The 15,412-nt window shown below is 68.5% G+C and carries 13 protein-coding genes; 5 read left to right on the forward strand and 8 right to left on the reverse strand.

The window, feature by feature from the left end; translation table 11 throughout:
- The 4 genes from gvpJ to AB0I81_RS28185 all read right to left on the reverse strand — a co-directional run bounded on the left by gvpJ (window position 1) and on the right by AB0I81_RS28185 (window position 5,824).
- Window positions 1-489 carry a gas vesicle protein GvpJ gene (gvpJ, locus tag AB0I81_RS28170; protein ID WP_360662401.1) on the reverse strand — a complete coding sequence of 163 codons (489 nt, stop codon included), beginning with the start codon at window positions 487-489 and terminating at the stop codon, window positions 1-3.
- Window positions 490-636: 147 nt separating this feature from the next.
- Entirely contained in the window at window positions 637-1,641 is a 1,005-nt protein-coding gene (locus AB0I81_RS28175; protein WP_360662404.1) for a LacI family DNA-binding transcriptional regulator, read from the reverse strand.
- On the reverse strand, window positions 1,638-4,514 hold the full coding sequence (locus AB0I81_RS28180; protein ID WP_360662407.1) for a glycoside hydrolase family 3 C-terminal domain-containing protein: 2,877 nt from the start codon (window positions 4,512-4,514) through the stop codon (window positions 1,638-1,640). Before AB0I81_RS28180 ends, AB0I81_RS28175 begins: the two co-directional genes overlap by 4 nt.
- A 98-nt stretch (window positions 4,515-4,612) precedes the next feature.
- Window positions 4,613-5,824, reverse strand: a complete 1,212-nt coding sequence (locus AB0I81_RS28185) for an ROK family transcriptional regulator (protein ID WP_360662410.1) — start codon at window positions 5,822-5,824, stop codon at window positions 4,613-4,615.
- 216 nt (window positions 5,825-6,040) lie between these two features.
- On the opposite strand from AB0I81_RS28185, the gene AB0I81_RS28190 reads away from it, so the two are divergent.
- The 3 genes from AB0I81_RS28190 (at window position 6,041) to AB0I81_RS28200 (ending at window position 9,704) form a co-directional block, all read left to right on the forward strand.
- Window positions 6,041-7,681, forward strand: coding sequence for an extracellular solute-binding protein (locus AB0I81_RS28190; RefSeq protein WP_360662413.1), 1,641 nt, complete (start codon window positions 6,041-6,043; stop codon window positions 7,679-7,681).
- Window positions 7,682-7,861: 180 nt separating this feature from the next.
- Entirely contained in the window at window positions 7,862-8,728 is an 867-nt protein-coding gene (locus tag AB0I81_RS28195) for an ABC transporter permease subunit (protein ID WP_360662794.1), read from the forward strand.
- A gap of 55 nt (window positions 8,729-8,783) precedes the next feature.
- Entirely contained in the window at window positions 8,784-9,704 is a 921-nt protein-coding gene (locus tag AB0I81_RS28200; protein ID WP_360662416.1) for a carbohydrate ABC transporter permease, read from the forward strand.
- A gap of 56 nt (window positions 9,705-9,760) precedes the next feature.
- Here the strand turns inward: AB0I81_RS28200 and AB0I81_RS28205 are convergent, their stop codons facing one another.
- Entirely contained in the window at window positions 9,761-11,359 is a 1,599-nt protein-coding gene (locus tag AB0I81_RS28205) for an AAA family ATPase (protein WP_360662420.1), read from the reverse strand.
- Between the two features lie 103 nt (window positions 11,360-11,462).
- Here AB0I81_RS28205 and AB0I81_RS28210 point away from each other — a divergent pair, with 103 nt between their 5' ends.
- Window positions 11,463-11,996, forward strand: coding sequence for a hypothetical protein (locus tag AB0I81_RS28210; protein WP_360662423.1), 534 nt, complete (start codon window positions 11,463-11,465; stop codon window positions 11,994-11,996).
- A 49-nt stretch (window positions 11,997-12,045) separates the two neighbouring features.
- Here the strand turns inward: AB0I81_RS28210 and AB0I81_RS28215 are convergent, their stop codons facing one another.
- Together AB0I81_RS28215 and AB0I81_RS28220 are read right to left on the reverse strand one after the other, a co-directional pair.
- Window positions 12,046-12,837 (reverse strand): phosphotransferase, encoded by a 792-nt coding sequence (locus tag AB0I81_RS28215; RefSeq protein WP_360662426.1) that lies wholly within the window; start codon window positions 12,835-12,837, stop codon window positions 12,046-12,048.
- 57 nt (window positions 12,838-12,894) lie between these two features.
- The gene (locus AB0I81_RS28220) at window positions 12,895-13,785 is read right to left on the reverse strand and encodes an NAD(P)-binding domain-containing protein (RefSeq protein WP_360662429.1); all 891 of its coding nucleotides are present in this window, start codon (window positions 13,783-13,785) and stop codon (window positions 12,895-12,897) included.
- A 134-nt stretch (window positions 13,786-13,919) separates the two neighbouring features.
- Here AB0I81_RS28220 and AB0I81_RS28225 point away from each other — a divergent pair, with 134 nt between their 5' ends.
- Window positions 13,920-14,300 carry a helix-turn-helix domain-containing protein gene (locus tag AB0I81_RS28225; RefSeq protein WP_360662431.1) on the forward strand — a complete coding sequence of 127 codons (381 nt, stop codon included), beginning with the start codon at window positions 13,920-13,922 and terminating at the stop codon, window positions 14,298-14,300.
- On the opposite strand, the gene AB0I81_RS28230 is transcribed toward AB0I81_RS28225, so the two are convergent.
- Window positions 14,291-15,403: a Fic family protein gene (locus AB0I81_RS28230; RefSeq protein ID WP_360662434.1), complete on the reverse strand. Its 1,113-nt coding sequence runs from the start codon at window positions 15,401-15,403 to the stop codon at window positions 14,291-14,293. The two genes, AB0I81_RS28225 and AB0I81_RS28230, sit on opposite strands and share 10 nt — an antisense overlap.
- Window positions 15,404-15,412 lie beyond the last annotated feature (9 nt).

Here is a 15,412-nt window from a genome sequence, read left to right on the forward strand (position 1 = left end):
TTACTCTCCCTCTCGCTTCGGCCGGGGCCTCTTACCGGCGGGGGCCCGCTGGGGCCGCTCCTCCCGCTCGACGGAGTACTCGGGCTCGTCCGCCTCGGCCGCCTCGGCGACGGGGTCGGACTTCTTCCCGGTGAGCTCCGCGAGCGTGTCGCCGGCCGCCTCCACGACGCCCTGGACGACCTCCCTGGTCTTGTCCTGGCTCGGTACGCCCTTGGCGTTCTCGATGACCTCGGGCAGGCCCTTCTCGCTCTTGGACATGTCCAGCCGGTTCGCGGCCTCGGCGAAGCGCAGGTAGGTGTCGACGCTGGCGATGACGACGCGTACGTCGATGGTCAGAATCTCGATCCCGACCAGCGACACCCGGACGTAGGCGTCGATCACGAGACCCTTGTCGAGGATCGTGTCGATGACGTCGGCCAGGCCAGAAGGGCCTCCGCCGCCCCCCTGGGCGGTTGCCGCCGGTCCCGCCGGTTGCACAGACGTGCTCATACTGAATACCTCCCTCGCTATCTCGCGAGCCTGCCCTGATAAAGCGGACAAGGAACCCCATACAGCTAAAAACCCGGCAGATTTGACACACAGGCTGCTTGCGGCTGATTACCTTCCGCAAACTTTGGGGTCCGGATGGTGTACGGGTCAGGTGCTGGCGCGTACCGCCAGAAGGGGCGTCAGAAGCGTCGAATCGGGCACCGTACGGCCCTCCAGTTTGTCCATGACCAGCCGCACCGCCTCCCTGCCGACCTCCTCGGCCGGGATCAGCACGGAGGTGAGCGGCGGGCTGGCCCGCTCGGCAACGTCGTCGGGGCAGATCGCCACCACGGCCATGTCGTGCGGCACCCGGCGGTCGAGCTGGCGCAGCGCGGCCAGCACGTGACCCACCGCGGCCTCGTTGTGCACGACCAGACCCGACAGGCCGGGGCGGTCGAGTAGCAGGTCACGCAGGGTCTCGTACGCCTCGTCGAACGTCTCCTCGCACGGCAGCGCGACCCCCTTGAGCCCGTGGTCGTCGAGCGCGGCCACGAAGCCCTCCCTGGTACGGGTGGCGAAGCCGGTGCCCCGGTCGTACACCACCGACGGCGCCCCGAGCAGCGCGATCTCCTCGTGCCCGCGCTCGGCCAAGTGCTCCACGCAGCGCGCGCCCGCCGCGGCGAAGTCGAGGTCCACGCAGGTCAGCCCGGCCGGCTCAGCGGGGAAGCCGATCAGCACGCTCGGCTCGGCCAGCTCCCGCAGCAGCGGCACCCGCCGGTCGTCCAGCTCCACGTCCATCAGCACCAGGGCGTCCACCAGCGCGCTCGCGGCCACCCGCAGGATGCCCTCGGTGCCCTCGTCGGCGGTCAGCAGCAGCACGTCGTGGTCGAATCGGCGGGCGGCCGTGACGACGGAGCTGGCGAAGCGCATCAGCACCGGCACGTGCATGCCCGCGCGCAGCGGCAGCACCAGCGCGATCACGTTGGAGCGCTTGCTGGCCAGGGCGCGGGCGCCGGCGTGCGGGTGGTAGCCGAGCGCGCTGATGCTGTCGAGCACCCGCCGCCTGGTGTCGGCCGAGATCGTGCGCTTGCCGCTGAGCACGTACGAGACCGTGCTCACGGCCACGCCCGCGTGCTTGGCGACCTGCGCGATCGTGACCGTCCGCCCGCTCAAGCCCCAGCTCCGAAATCGATCCGGCGGGTCTTCGCACCGTCGTCGATCCGGCGAGTCTTCGCTCCGTCGTCGATCCGGCAAGCCCCGGCGCCGAAGTCGATGCGGACCAGTGTCACGCCCTCGTTCTCGAACACCACATACAGATCGTGCACCCCTTCGGCGTCGGTGAGGGCCGCCGTGACGGAGTGATAGTCGTACCGGTCGGTCCTGGGCACGGGGAACGTGGCCAGCGCCGGCCCGTAGAGCGGGTCGCCGCGGCGGATGGTCACCATGCCGCCCTCCGTGCTGCCCGCCTCGGCCACGCAGGTCGCGCCGCCGGTCAGATCCACCTGGCGGAACAGGATCCAGGCGCCCTCGGCGTCGGAGCGCACGGCGTCGCCGTCCACCCTGGTCTCGTCCACGAACGTGATCGCGTCGTACTCGTCGTGGTCGGCCGCGCGCAGCAGCCCCGACTGGGCCGGAATGACCTCGCCCTCGACCTCGAAGCGGGCGCTCAGGCGCAGGTCGGTGGCGCTGCGGCCGACCATGAGCCGGTGCGGCGCGCTCTCCACGGCGAACCTGCTCCTGGTGACGTCCCAGAAGGCCAGCTCGGAGACGGGCAGGCGGAGCTCGACCACCCGGCTCTCGCCCGGCTCCAGCCGCACCTTCTCGAATCCGCGCAGGCGGCGCAGCGGCTGCTTGACGCGGGAGCGCTGCTGATGGGTGTAGAACTGCACGACCTCGACGCCGGGGCGGGGGCCAGTGTTGGTGATCGTGGCCTCGGCGTGCAGGACGCCGTCCGCCAGCCGTACGCGCAGGTCGGCGTAGTCGAAGGTGGTGTAGCTGAGGCCGTGGCCGAAGGGGTGCAGGGGGACGCCGCGGAAGTACTGGTAGGTGGCGTCGGAGGCGATGATGTCGTAGTCGAGCAGGTCGGGCAGCTCCTGCTCGGAGCGGTACCAGGTCTGGGTGAGGCGGCCCTCGGGGTCGGCGTCGCCGAACAGCACCTCGGCCAGGGCGTGGCCGTACTCCTGGCCGCCGTGCGCCGACCACACCACCGCGGGCAGCTCGCCCTCGGTCCAGGTGAGCGGGTAGCCGCTGGAGATGACCATGACCGTACGCGGGTTCGCCTTGCGCACGGCGCGCACCACCGCGTCCTGGGCGGGAGCCAGCCCCAGGGTCATGCGGTCCTCGGTCTCGCGGCCGTTGACCAGCGGATGGTCGCCGACCACCACGACCGCCACGTCGGCCTCCCCGGCCAGGCGGGCGGCCTCGTCAGCGCCGCCGGTGACCACCTCCATGGCCAGCCAGGCGGCCTGGTCGGCGTCGTCCACCAGGCGCAACACGCCGTCCTCGCCCGCGCCGACGTAACAGCCGGTCGCGATGTGGCGCAGGGCGAGCGTGCCGCGCGGTCGCTCCTCCATCCGGAACGTCTGGCGCACCTCCCACCCGTTGGGTCCCGGCTGGTCGTTCACCAGGGTAACGCCGTCCACCGACACGAAGCGGCCGGTGGCCACGGCACGCAGCGCGTACGCGCCGCCGCCCCAGTCGAACAGGTCGAACAGCCCCGGATCCGCGACGGCGGTGCCCGCTTTGAGCGGCCCGCCCGCCGCGTCGGCGACGACGGGGCCCGCGTCGGCGGTCAGCGTCACCCGGTCCACGGCCTCGCAGAACACCGTCTCGCACCGCTCGGCCAGCCCCGCGCGGGCGGTGACGGCGTAGGGCAGGGTGCCGCTGTACCAGTCCTCCATCAGCGCGTCGCCGAGCTGGCCGATCACCGCGATCTTGGTGACGTCCGTGAGCGGCAGCAGGCCGTCGTTCTCCAGCAACACGAACGAGCGCCGCGCCGCCTCCCTGGCCAGCGCCTGGTGCTCCGGGCAGTTGACCACGCCGTCGTTGATGTCGTCGTACGGCGTCGCCGGGTCGAACTCGCCCAGCCGGAACCGGATCGACAACGTGTGCCGTACGGCCTGGTCCACGTCCTCCTCGGCCAGCAGGCCACGGGCGAGGGCTTCGCGCAGGTGGCCGAGGGTGGTCTCGGCGCGGTCGTCGTCCTGGGTGAAGCTGTCGAGCCCGGCCCTGACCGCGTGCGCGTACGCCTCGGGCAGCGTGTCGTGGTATCCCTGCAGACTCGTGAGGTTGCCCGGCGCGTACGCGTCGCTGACCACCAGCAGTTCGTCCGGTGCCCAAGCCCGCAACACCTGGCCGATCAGCGGGCTGAGGTGCGCCGGACGGCCGTTGACCAGGTTGTACGACGGCATCACGGCCACCGCCGCGCCCTGTTCGATGGGCCCGCGAAAGGCCGGCAGCTCGTACTCGTGCAGCACCCTGGGCGGCAGGTTGCTGGAGGTCGTGCACCGATCGGTCTCGTTGTTGTAGGCCAGGAAGTGCTTGAGCGTAGGCGCGGTCTTCAGCATGATGGGAGCGCTCCCACCTGCGGGAGCGCTCCCACTGAGTCCCTGCGCATAGGCGGTGGCCATGACCGAGGTGAGCCACGGATCTTCGGAGTAGCCCTCCTCGTTCCGCCCCCACCTGGGGTCGCGCAGCGGGTTGACCACGGGCGCCCACACGTTGAGCCCCGCGCCCGCCGGATCCTTGTGGTGCATGGCCAGCACCTCGTCGCTGACCGCCGCGCCCACCCGGCGCAGCAGGTCGCGGTCCCAGGCCGAGGCGAGCCCGATGGCCTGGGGAAAGACGGTGGCGGGACCGAGCCAGGCCAGGCCGTGCAGCGCCTCGGTGCCCGTACGGAAGGCGCCGAGCCCCAGCCGCTCGACCGGCGCCTGGTACTGGTGCAGCAGGCCCACCTTCTCATCAAGGGTGAGCCTGGCCAGCAGATCGTCGATCCGGTCTCGAAGCGGGGCCGCTGGGTCGCGGAAGGGGGGTTGTTCCATGGTCATCCCTCTGAGAGTGTCGAAGCGCTTCGACGACCGGCCTGGGGAAGTTACGCGGACATTTCGGTGGGTTGACTGAAGGGTGCACTTCCGCGTGACCAAGGTCAAGGGATTCGCGACAATCCTCCCGGCAATCTTCCCGAGTCCACCGAGTCGAGCACCCGCGCCGCACCCCCCAGCGCGGCCGCGTCGTGACCCAGCGTCGAGGCCACGACCTCGCAACCGCCGGCGTCCGAGGCGACGACCCTGGAGGCCATCTCCTCGCGTACGGCGGGCAACAACCACGGTGCCAGCGGGACGTAATAACCGCCGAGGATCACCACCTCGGGGTTGAGCAGGTTCGCCAGGATCGACACACCCTTGCCGAGGCTCCTGCCCACCGATTCGAGCGTGGCCAGCACCTCCGCGTCGTCCGCGCGGGCCAGGCGCACGACCTCCTCGATCTCGATCTGGATCTCGGCCGGCGACAGGTCCTTGCGCAACACCGCGCCGATCCCCGCCATGGCCTCCACGCAGCCGCGCCGGCCACAACGGCAGGCGGGCCCGTCGGGGTCGAGCTGGACATGGCCGATCTCGCCGCTGTGGCCGCGCCCGCCTCTGCGCAGCCGCCCGTCGAGGATGACGCCGGCGCCCACGCCGATCTCGCCGCTGAGATAGACCAAATCGGAGGCGCCCGCGTACGCGCCGAAGCGCTGCTCGGCCAGGGCCGCGAGGTTGGCGTCGTTGTCGACCTGGATGGGGAAGCCGGGGTCGCGCAGCGCCTTGGCCAAGTCGCCGCCGATGTCGGCGTCGTGCCAGCCCAGGTTGGGCGCGATGCGTACGGTGCCCTGCACGTCGATCAGCCCCGGCACGGCCACGGCGAGCCCCAGCACCTGGCGCTCCTCCTTGGCCATCCGGCTGACCACCCGCCGCACGATCGCGCCGACGCCGGCCACCCCCTGGTTGACAGACTCACCGCCGGAGAACGAGCGCCGCCAGGTCAGCAGCCGCTGCCCCGCCAGGTCCGTGGCCACGGCCGACACGGTGTCCACGCTGATCTCCACCCCGATGGCCGCGTACGGGGAGCCGTCGAGGACGAGCATCGTGGCCGGCCTGCCGACCCGGTTCTCCGTCAGCCCGGTCTCGCGCACCAGCCGGCGGTCGATGAGGTCGGCGACCAGGCTGGACACCGTCGCCTTGTTCAGCCCGGTGGAGGCGGCGATGTCGGCCCGCGAGCACGGAGCGTGTTCGCGTACGAACCGCAGGACCACCGCGAGGTTGGTGGCCCGTACGTCGGCGAAGTCGGCCGGCTGAGGGCCGGTCGTAGAAGTGATCAATATCAGCCCCGTTCCCGCCATGAGATGACCCCAGCATGCCGCATCCCGGGCTCCCTTCACCAACCTGTGACCACCGCGCTCACTTGTGGGTACTGCTACAGTCTACTAATTTGTTTGGTCGGAATACCAACTAATTGTAGAGAGGCCGCGTCCAGCGGTCCAGCGGGGGTCGCGCCCTTCGCCGCGGCCGTCCCACTCGGAGAAAGGGAGCGAGCCATGCCATCGTCCACGACTCGCCGCGGGTTCCTCGGCCTGGTCGGCGCGAGCGTCCTGGTAGCGGGCTGCGCCGAGAAGAAACAGGTGTCCAAGGGCACGGCCGTGGCGGCCGACAAGCTCAAGGGCCTGGTGCCCACGAGAATCCCGTTCGAGATCCCCGGGCTCAAGCCCGACCTGCCCGGCAGCGAGTTCGTCCAGCCCGGATTCCTGACCCGCCCCGCCCAGATGGTGCAGGCCGTCACCACCAAGCCGCTCACCAGCGGCAAGGAGGTGACCGCGATGACGCCGCTGTGGGGCACGGTGCCGCCCGGCCTGGGTGACAACTCCTACTACGAGACGGTCAACGAGCGCCTCGGCGGCGTCGTACGCTTCAACATCAGCGACGGCAACACCTACGGCCAGAAGCTCAGCACCGTCCTGGCCAGCGGCGACGTGCCCGAGATCGTGATGGTCCCCGAGTGGGAGCTGATCAAGATCGGCCGCTTCACCGAGGCGGCCAACAAGCTCTTCGCCGACCTGTCGCCCTACCTGGCGGGGGACAAGGCCAAGGAGTTCCCGCTGCTGGCCAACTACGACACCGCCGCCTGGCAGTACGGCGTCTTCGGCAACATCCTGCAGGGCATCCCCTGGCAGAACGACCCGTACCCGTTCGCGACGTTCGTCCGCCAGGACATCCTGGAGACGCTCGGCCTGCAGCACCCCAAGAGCGCCGACGACCTGCTCACGCTCGGCAAGGCGATCACCGACGCCAAGAACAAGCGCTGGGCGTTCGGCGGGGGTATGGAGCAGGAGCTCCAGCGGGCGTTCGGCGCGCCGCGCGAATGGCGTAAGAAGAGCGACGGCACCCTCGTCTACAAGTACGAGACCGAGGAGTGGATGGCCGCGATCGAGGCCATGACCAAGCTCTTCGAGGCCAAGTACGTGCATCCGGACGTCGTGGCCAACCAGGACGCCGACAACAAGGGCATCTTCGGCAGCGGCGAGATGATCATCTATCGCGACGGTCTCGGCGCCTGGCACGAGAACCTGGGCCGTTTCCAGCCCGACAACCCGAAGTTCGACATGCAGATCGTCGATCCGTACCCGGCCAAGGCGGGCGGCACGCCCATCATGTGGCGCAACGAGCCGGCCAGCATGTTCGTCTTCATCAAGAAGGGGCTCGGCGACGCCCGTACCCGCGAACTGCTCGCGCTGTCCAACTGGGCGTCGGGGCCGTTCGGCACCCAGGAGTACGAGCTGTGCTACAACGGCGTCGAGGGCAAGCACTACACGGTCGAGGACGGCAAGGTCAAGCAGACCGCGCTGGGGCGCAAGGAGGTCGCGCCCACCTATCTGTTCCTGTCGGGCCGGCCCAACGCCAACTCGATGAGCCAGTACGAGGGGCTTGTCCAGGCCCAGTACGACTGGCAGACCAAGGCGTCCAAGATCCTTGAGGTCGACCCGTTCGTCGGCATCCGCGTGGAGCGGCCCGCCAAGATGGCCGGGCTGGCCAAGCCCACCGAGGACAAGATGCAGGAGATCTTCCGCGGCAAGCGGCCTGTCTCCGAGTGGGCCAAGATCGTCAAGGAGTGGCAGGACGGGGGCGGGAACGAGGCGCGCGAGTTCTACATGAAGGTCGCACGTGAGAACGGCAGGCTGTGAGGCGGTGTCCGTGGAAGCGATGAGCAGCCTGCCGAAGGACTTGCCGGGGACGCGGCCGAAGGGCCCGGCGTGGGCACCGTAACCACAAAACGACGGCCCGCCGCGCCCCTGTCAAGCAAGACGACCGTGCAAGAACCGACCTGGCGGGACAAACTCCGCAGGGACTGGCCGCTGCTGGTGATGAACCTGCCGATGTTGCTGGTCGTCGCGGGCTTCTGGTGGATCCCGGCGCTCGGCAACGTGATCGCCTTCCAGGACTACAACCCCTACACCGACGGCATCCTCGGCAGCCCGATCATCGGCTTCACCAACTTCGCGCTGCTCTTCGAGGACCCGCAGTTCATCCGGGCCATCACCAACACCCTGTCGATCACCGCCTTCCAGCTCGTCTTCTACTTCCCCGTGCCGATCATGCTGGCGCTGCTGCTCAACAGCATCGCCTCGGCCAGGCTGAGGGCGTTCGTGCAGGGCGTGGTCTACATGCCGTTCTTCTTCTCCTGGGTGCTGGTCGTCGCCATCTTCCAGCAGATGTTCGGCGGCGCGGGCCTGCTGGCGCAGATTCTGCGGCAGAACGGCTACGAGGGCGTCGACTGGATGACGAACTCCGACACGTTCATCCTGCTGATCACCTCACAGACCATCTGGAAGGACGCCGGCTGGGGCGCGATCATCTTCCTGGCCGCACTCAGCACCATCGACCCGAACCTGTACGAGGCCGCCGCCGTGGACGGCGCCCGCCGCTGGCGCCGCATGTGGCACATCACCCTGCCCGGCCTGCGCCCCGTGATCGTGCTCCTGCTGATCCTGCGCCTGGGCGACGCGTTGAACGTCGGTTTCGAGCAGTTCATGCTGCAACGCAGCGCCGTCGGCAGCGAGGCTTCGGAGGTGTTCGACACGTTCGTGTACTGGTCGGGGATCCGCACCGGGGACCTCGGGTACGGGGCGGCGGCCGGGTTGTTCAAGGGCCTGGTGGGGTTGCTGCTCATTGTCGCGGCCAACCGGGTGGCGCACGCGTTCGGCGAGCGAGGGGTGTATTCGAGATCATGACAACCCTGACATCCAGGCTCCCCCGCCCACGTCGCAAAGGGGGCGTACCGAACCCATGACCACCCTGACATCGAGAGGCCGCCGCGGTCCGGCCCGGCTCGCCCCCTGGGAGGAACGCCCCCACCCGGCCGGCCAGTTCGGTAAGGGCGCGCTGGTCACGCTGATCCTGGTGGCCGTGCTCGGCCCCCTCTACACGATCCTGCTGACCAGCCTGAGCTCTTCGGCCACGGTGAACGCGGCGGGCGGGCTCGTGCTGGTGCCCGACGGGATCACGTTCGAGGCGTACCGCCAGATTTTCTCCGACACGGTCGTCAGCCGAGCCGTCCTGGTCAGCACCGGCGTAACCATCGTGGGCACCCTGCTCAGCGCCGGAGTGAGCATCCTGGGCGCGTACTCACTCTCACGCCCCGGCTCGTTCCTGCACCGGCCACTGCTGTTCAGCGTGCTCCTGATGTTCGTCTTCTTCCCCGGCATCATCCCCGTCTACCTCATGGTCAGCGGGCTGGGCCTGAAGGACTCGTACTGGTCGCTGATCCTGCCGACGGCCGTATCGGCGTTCAACGTGGTGGTGCTGCGCTCGTTCTTCATGAGCATCCCCGCCGAAATCCTGGACAGCGCCCGCATCGACGGCGCCGGCGAATTCCGCATCCTGTTCCGCATAGTGCTGCCCATGTCAAAGGCGGTAACGGCCGTAGTGGCGATGTTCTACGCCGTCGGCTACTGGAACGCCTGGTTCAACGCCATGCTCTACATCGACGACACCCGCAAATGGCCCTTGGCCCTGATCCTCCGCCAGTACGTCGTAGACTCCAACCCCCTACCAGCAGCCACAGCCGGCGTAACCGGCGACGCACCCCCCACCCTCGCCATCAAAATGGCAATCGTGGTAATCGCCGTAATCCCCGCCCTGATCCTCTACCCCCTGGTCCAGCGCCACTTCACCAAGGGCGTAATAGTCGGCGCCATCAAAGGCTGACCAGCCTCCCCCACCCGTTGCCCGGTTACCGGGTGGGCTGGCTGGCAATACGCGCATCACACTCGCAGGACAGTGACCTGGCGACCGGACGGTGTGGTCGTCTGCTCGAAGGCGCCCCGTTCTCCCCAGGGTGGTGCCTCGGGGCGCCGGTCGAAGACCACCAGTGCGCCGGTGCTGAGGGTGAGGCGGTCGAGGTACCGGTCGAGCTGGACAAGGCCGTCGGGCGTCGGGTCGTTCTCGCCCGCCCGCCAGACCTTCAGCTCCATGGCCTCGCGTTGCATCAGTCGTTCGCCTTCGGGGCCGGTGTATGGCCAGCGGACCAGGACGTCCAGGCGTTTGGTGCCGGCGGCGTACTCGCGGTCGAGCTGGCCTCCGCCGTTGACCAGGCGGTGCAGGAAGGCCATGAGGATGATCTGGCAGGCGGCCTCGTGGTAGCCCTCCTGCTGGATGAGCACCTCGCCGTGCTCGCGCCAGAACACGACGAACTCCTCCAGCATCCCCGGCAGGTCGAAACGGCCGTCCGGCAGCACGAAGCTGTGCGGGTCGGCGCGTACGAACCGCTCCGTGCGGTCGCCCAGCACCCGCAGCAGGACTTCCCGATAGATCGGGTTGGCGATCTCCAGATCCCTGGTTCCACGTATGAGGCCCAGGTCGCGGACGTAGAAGACGGCGTCATCGAAGGCGGCGTCCAAGCCCGGAGACGCACCGGCCACGATCGGTTCGATCACCCGCTTGACCCGGGGCTCGTGCAGCCGGGCCACTAGGGCGTCCAAATGAGTGGCACGCGCCCGGATCAGCCGCTCCTTGGCCTCATCCACCTGAGTGGTGTTGATGGTGCCGCTCAGCCCCATTTCGCAGACGATCTCGTTGGCGAGGGAGTTGACCAGCCATGGTTGTCCCTGGGTCAGCTCGAAGACCCGGTCCACCGCGTCCTTGCTGAACTCCTGGCCGGTCGCCTGGGTGTGCTGGTCGTACAGGTCGGCGATCTGGTCGGCGGTGAAGTCGCCCAGGCGCAGCGACTTGGCGACGATGTTGAACGGGCTGGCAGGATTTGACCGGTCGGAGCTCCCGCCTGAAGCGACCTTGTAGTCACGCAGGTCGCGCAACCCGCACAGGACCACGGACGCGGGGAACGGACGCCCCTTATGCCGCGCGTTGTGACCGTCGCGGAGCTGACTGAGGATGCTGACCAGGCTGTTGCCCTGCAGGGCGTCGATCTCGTCCATGAACAGCACCACGCGGCGAGGGCAGCGGTGGCACCACTCGCGCAGCGCCGCACGGAGTCTGCTGCCGGGAGTGGACTGCGGCCAGGGATCCGGCGGCAGCAGTTCCTCCGGCCACCCCGACCACTTCGCGGCGTCGCGGAGGGACTCCAGCAGGAGCGACTCCGCGGCGCCGTAGTCGTCGCCGGCCACCTTGGCGCTCTCACAGGAGAACGACAGAGCGGCGACGTCGCCTTCGGCGGTCAACTCGGACGCCAGGGTGTCCAGCGCAGTCGTCTTGCCGGTCTGCCGAGGCGCGTGCAGCACGAAGTAGCGCTCCATATCTATGAGCGCCTGTGCATCGGGGAGCCGCTGCGTGGAGGGCAACATGTAGTGGCGTCGCGGATCGCACGGCCCAGTGGTGTTGAAATACCTCGCTCGTGGTGTCCGCATAGTCACAGTCTGCCATTTCCACGCCTCGTGTGCCTGGGACAAGCCATATGATCGCCCGGAAAACCACTGGTACCGCTCGTTGACTGTCTCCTACATTCAGGCAATGTCGCTGGCCGAACACGCCCGGGCCCTGCAGGCCGAAGCTGACCGACTCCTCGGCCGACTCGACCTTCGGACCGCGTTTCCCTGGCGCGCCCAGGTGATCGGCAGCGCGCTGTCAGGCCTGATGATTCTCCGCGACCTCGACGTCATGTTCGACGCCCCGGACGCCACCGCCGCCCACGTAATCACCGGCTTGGCGACCCTCTCCGAACGCGTCGAGTTGCTCACCGCGGACTTCCGCGACGAGCGCGGCGACCGCCGACCGACCTCGCGACTCACCGACGAACGCTTCTACGCCGTGCTGCACGTCAACGGTAGCTGGAAGGTCGACCTGACGTTCTGGCTGCATGTCGTCGAGCGGCCGCACGTCCCCGAGGCGCTGCGGTTGCGTGCGGCGAGCGAGGAGCAGCGCCTGACGATCCTGCGGTTGAAGCACGAGTGCCCGAACTATCCGGACACGATCGGTGGTACGGACATCTACGCCGCGGTGCTGGAGCGCGGCGTAAAAACGATCGATGAACTGCTGGCGAGCTGAAGAGCGCCAGCTGACCTGTGCGGCGGTGTGCCGTCAGACTCGTACGGCCTCACATCCGGGCTCTCAGCACATCGACCTCGCAGCCCGGCAGGAACGGGTCGAAGCCGTGCTCGATCAGCCAGCGGGTCGCCGACAGGCTGCGCAACGACCACCACCCGCGGATCACGTCGAGATCGACGTCGGCGCCGTAGCCGGCGACGACGTCGTCAAGGCGCTCCTCGTGTCCGAGCGTCAAGATGGCCAGGTCGAACAGGGCATCGCCCTGGCCCGCCTCCGACCAGTCGATCACGCCGGTGACCTCGTCACCCTCGACGAACACGTGGGTGATCTGCAGGTCGCCGTGCGCGAACACCGGCGTCCACGGCCGGAGCGCGGCCTCGGCGACCTGGCGGTTGCGCGTGACCAGATCTGCGGGAAGAACGCCGTTCGTGACCAGCCACTCGCATTCGTTGTCGAGTTCCGAGGCGATCCCGTCGAGGTTCCGGCCGGGCCATGGCGGCAGTGGCGCGTCGTGCAGCTTCCGTACGGCGGCGCCCGCCGCGGCCCACGCCGCCGGCGACGCTTTCGACGGCTCGCCGAGGCGGCCGAGTGCCGTGCCCGGAACGGCGGCGAGCGCGAGCGCGGGCGGCTTGTGCCACAGCACCTCAGGAGTCGGAATCGGCGCCATGGCCATCGCCGCGACCTCTACCTCGGTACGCGTCTGATCGGCGTCGACCTTCAGGAACACGTCGCCGACGCGCAGGGTCGCGCGCTCATTGTGCGCGACGACGACTTGCACCTCAGCGACCTCAGCGACATCAGCGACTTCAGTGATCTCCCCGACCTCCTCCACGTCGGCCATTATGGCGAGAACGACGATCGGCGTCGCCAGGTTTTTCGCCACCGACCCCCGCATCGCTCAGGGCTGTCGGACCGCCGGGGCGGTTCTGAGTACCTCGGTGAGGGCCGCGATGCTGTGGTCGCCGTGGCCGGCCTCGACCGCCCGCCGTACCAGGTCGTGAAGCGGTTCGAGCCAGGACGAGTCCACGTTCGTCTCCCGGCTCAGCTCCTCATCGTGGGCCGCGCCAGCCAGGAAGAGGTTCACGGAGGAGGCGGCGTCGGAGTAGTCGCCGGTGTCGATCTCCTTGGCGTAGATCGGCAGCAGCGACTTGATCATGTCCAGCCACTTGCCGCTGAACCGCACCATGCTGCTCACCTCCAGCCCGCGCGCCTGGATCGCGGCCGCACCCTGGAAGAAACCGACGAGGGCGGGCAGCAGGGTGGCGCCCACCGCCATCTCGTACAGGGCGGCCAGGTCGGGCTCGTCGCCGAGGTGAACGGTGTCGCCGCCCAGCACTTTCAGAGTGGTCTCGTGCTCGTCGAAGACGGCCCTGTCACCGCTGTAGTAGAGCAGGGTGTCCGGCGCGCCCACGGCCGAGGGCACGTTCTTGACCGCACCGGCGAGGAAGCGGGCGCAGTGGCCGAGCGCCCAGGCGGACGTCTCGCGGGCGCCCGCCGGCGAGCCGCTGTTCAGAGTGATGAGAGCCCGTCCGCGCAGAGCCGTGACGGCGGGTGCGAGAGCCCGCATGGTGTCATCGAACGTGGTCAGGCAGGTGATGATCAGCGGCCCGGCCATCACCGCCCGCTCGACGGTGTCAGCGTGCTCGGCACCCAGGGCGACGAGAGGTACGGCCTTGGCGGGGGTCCTGTTCCAGACGGTGGTCGGGTGGCCTGCCCTGACGAAGGCTCCCGCCAGAGCGGTGCCCATCGAGCCCAGTCCGATGACGGTCACCGGGTGTTTGCCGGTCATGTGCGATTGCTCCAAGTTCGTCGTACGTAGTGGGATCGGTGCGGCGCCGCCCGATCCATGCTGGAGCCAGTACGAACAACTTCTCAAGTACCTACTATTTTGACGGGTACTTACATAAATGTCAGTGTGAGCGCATGGGCGAAAGGAAGTTCACCTGCGGCCTCGACGCCGCCATCGCCGTCATGGGCGGCAAGTGGAAGGGGCTGATCCTGTTCGCGTTGCAGGACGGCCCGCTGCGTTTCGGGGAGTTGCGGCGCGCCGTTCCCGGCATCAGCGAGCGAGTGCTGATCCTGCAGTTGCGCGAGATGGAGAGCACCGGGCTGCTGCATCGCGAGGTCTACCACCAGGTCCCGCCGAAGGTGGAGTATTCGCTCACCGAGTTCGGCGTCTCACTCAACACCGTCATGGGACCGCTCGGCGAGTGGGGCGAGCAGAACCTCGAACGCATCGAGGCCATCGACTGGGATCAGGTGGGGGACGCGGCGGCACGGATCGGTGACCGAACTCAGCGATAAGGGTCCGCATAAGGCTTCGAGGACTGCTGAACCGCGTCAAGCACGGGCCGCATGGCGGGACCTGCCACGTAATAGCGCCCTCTTGCCCGCCCCTGAGGCGAAAGCCACCCCAAACGGCACAGTTCGCGAATGTCTCGCACGGCCTGCTGCGAACTCAGCTCCGCGTCCTGCTGGTAGACCGTACGGCGGACGCGCGAGTTCCAGAAAGCCGGCAGCAGCGCGAAGACGGTGCGCTCATCGAGCCCGGCGTCTTCCATGGCGCTCGACAACTCGGTCCAGGCGCGGCTCAGCAGATCGACCCGACGCTTCGCCTGTTGCGCCTGGATGTGGTGAGCGCGCAGGCAGAACCGGATCCAGGGATGGGTGTCGCGTTCAGGGCTCCACTCAGGACCGCCGACCTCTTCCAGGACCTGGTAGTACGCGTACGTGTTCTGCCCCCTGCCGAGCCACTCCTCAATCGAGGAAAACTCGGCGGGGATCGCCGCCTCACGCGCGAACACCAGGGTGGACAGCGCCCGGGACATCCGGCCGTTGCCGTCGGCCCATGGGTGGATCTTCACCAGGTTCAGATGCGCCATCGAGGCGCGGACGTGCACCGGGCAGTCCAGGTCACCCTCATTGAGCCACTCGGCCAGTTCATCCATGAGGCGCGGCACCGACTCTGGATCCGGCCCGGTGTAGGCGGCGACGGCAGGGTCGTCGGGGCTGGTGACATAGACCGGGCCTTGACGAAACCGCCCGGGACGTTTGTCCGGGTGATGCTCCTGAATCATGAAGTGCAGCCCGTTCAACAGGCCAAGGTCGTAGCTGAACCCGTCGCCGGCGTCGGACAGGCTCTGGATGTACGTCATGGCCCGCTGGTAACCCTCCAACTCCCGCCGCGTACTGTCGCTGGAGTGCAGGGGCTCTTCGCCGGCCATGAGCGCCTCAACGTCGTCGACGGACGCCGCGTACCCCTCGATCGTGTTGGAACCGACGATCGCCCTCGCGGTGAGGCTTCTCCGCAGTTGCTTCGTCCACCGGGCCTGCGGACGTACATGCAGGCGGAGATCATGCCGCATCTGCCCGACCTCTTCGAGCGTTCGCAGGTCGGCGGCATCCAACTTCGGAGT

Origin of the sequence: Nonomuraea sp. NPDC050404, assembly GCF_040655495.1 — a bacterium.
Classification (GTDB): Bacteria; Actinomycetota; Actinomycetes; order Streptosporangiales; family Streptosporangiaceae; genus Nonomuraea.

Coding starts and splice junctions, on each gene's coding strand:
- gvpJ (WP_360662401.1), bottom strand. CDS start 489: ATGAGCACGTCTGTGCAACCGGCGGGACCGGCGGCAACCGCCCAGGGG.
- AB0I81_RS28180 (WP_360662407.1), bottom strand. CDS start 4,514: ATGACCATGGAACAACCCCCCTTCCGCGACCCAGCGGCCCCGCTTCGA.
- AB0I81_RS28190 (WP_360662413.1), top strand. CDS start 6,041: ATGCCATCGTCCACGACTCGCCGCGGGTTCCTCGGCCTGGTCGGCGCG.
- AB0I81_RS28195 (WP_360662794.1), top strand. CDS start 7,862: ATGAACCTGCCGATGTTGCTGGTCGTCGCGGGCTTCTGGTGGATCCCG.
- AB0I81_RS28200 (WP_360662416.1), top strand. CDS start 8,784: ATGACCACCCTGACATCGAGAGGCCGCCGCGGTCCGGCCCGGCTCGCC.
- AB0I81_RS28205 (WP_360662420.1), bottom strand. CDS start 11,359: ATGCGGACACCACGAGCGAGGTATTTCAACACCACTGGGCCGTGCGAT.
- AB0I81_RS28210 (WP_360662423.1), top strand. CDS start 11,463: ATGTCGCTGGCCGAACACGCCCGGGCCCTGCAGGCCGAAGCTGACCGA.
- AB0I81_RS28215 (WP_360662426.1), bottom strand. CDS start 12,837: ATGGCCGACGTGGAGGAGGTCGGGGAGATCACTGAAGTCGCTGATGTC.
- AB0I81_RS28220 (WP_360662429.1), bottom strand. CDS start 13,785: ATGACCGGCAAACACCCGGTGACCGTCATCGGACTGGGCTCGATGGGC.
- AB0I81_RS28225 (WP_360662431.1), top strand. CDS start 13,920: ATGGGCGAAAGGAAGTTCACCTGCGGCCTCGACGCCGCCATCGCCGTC.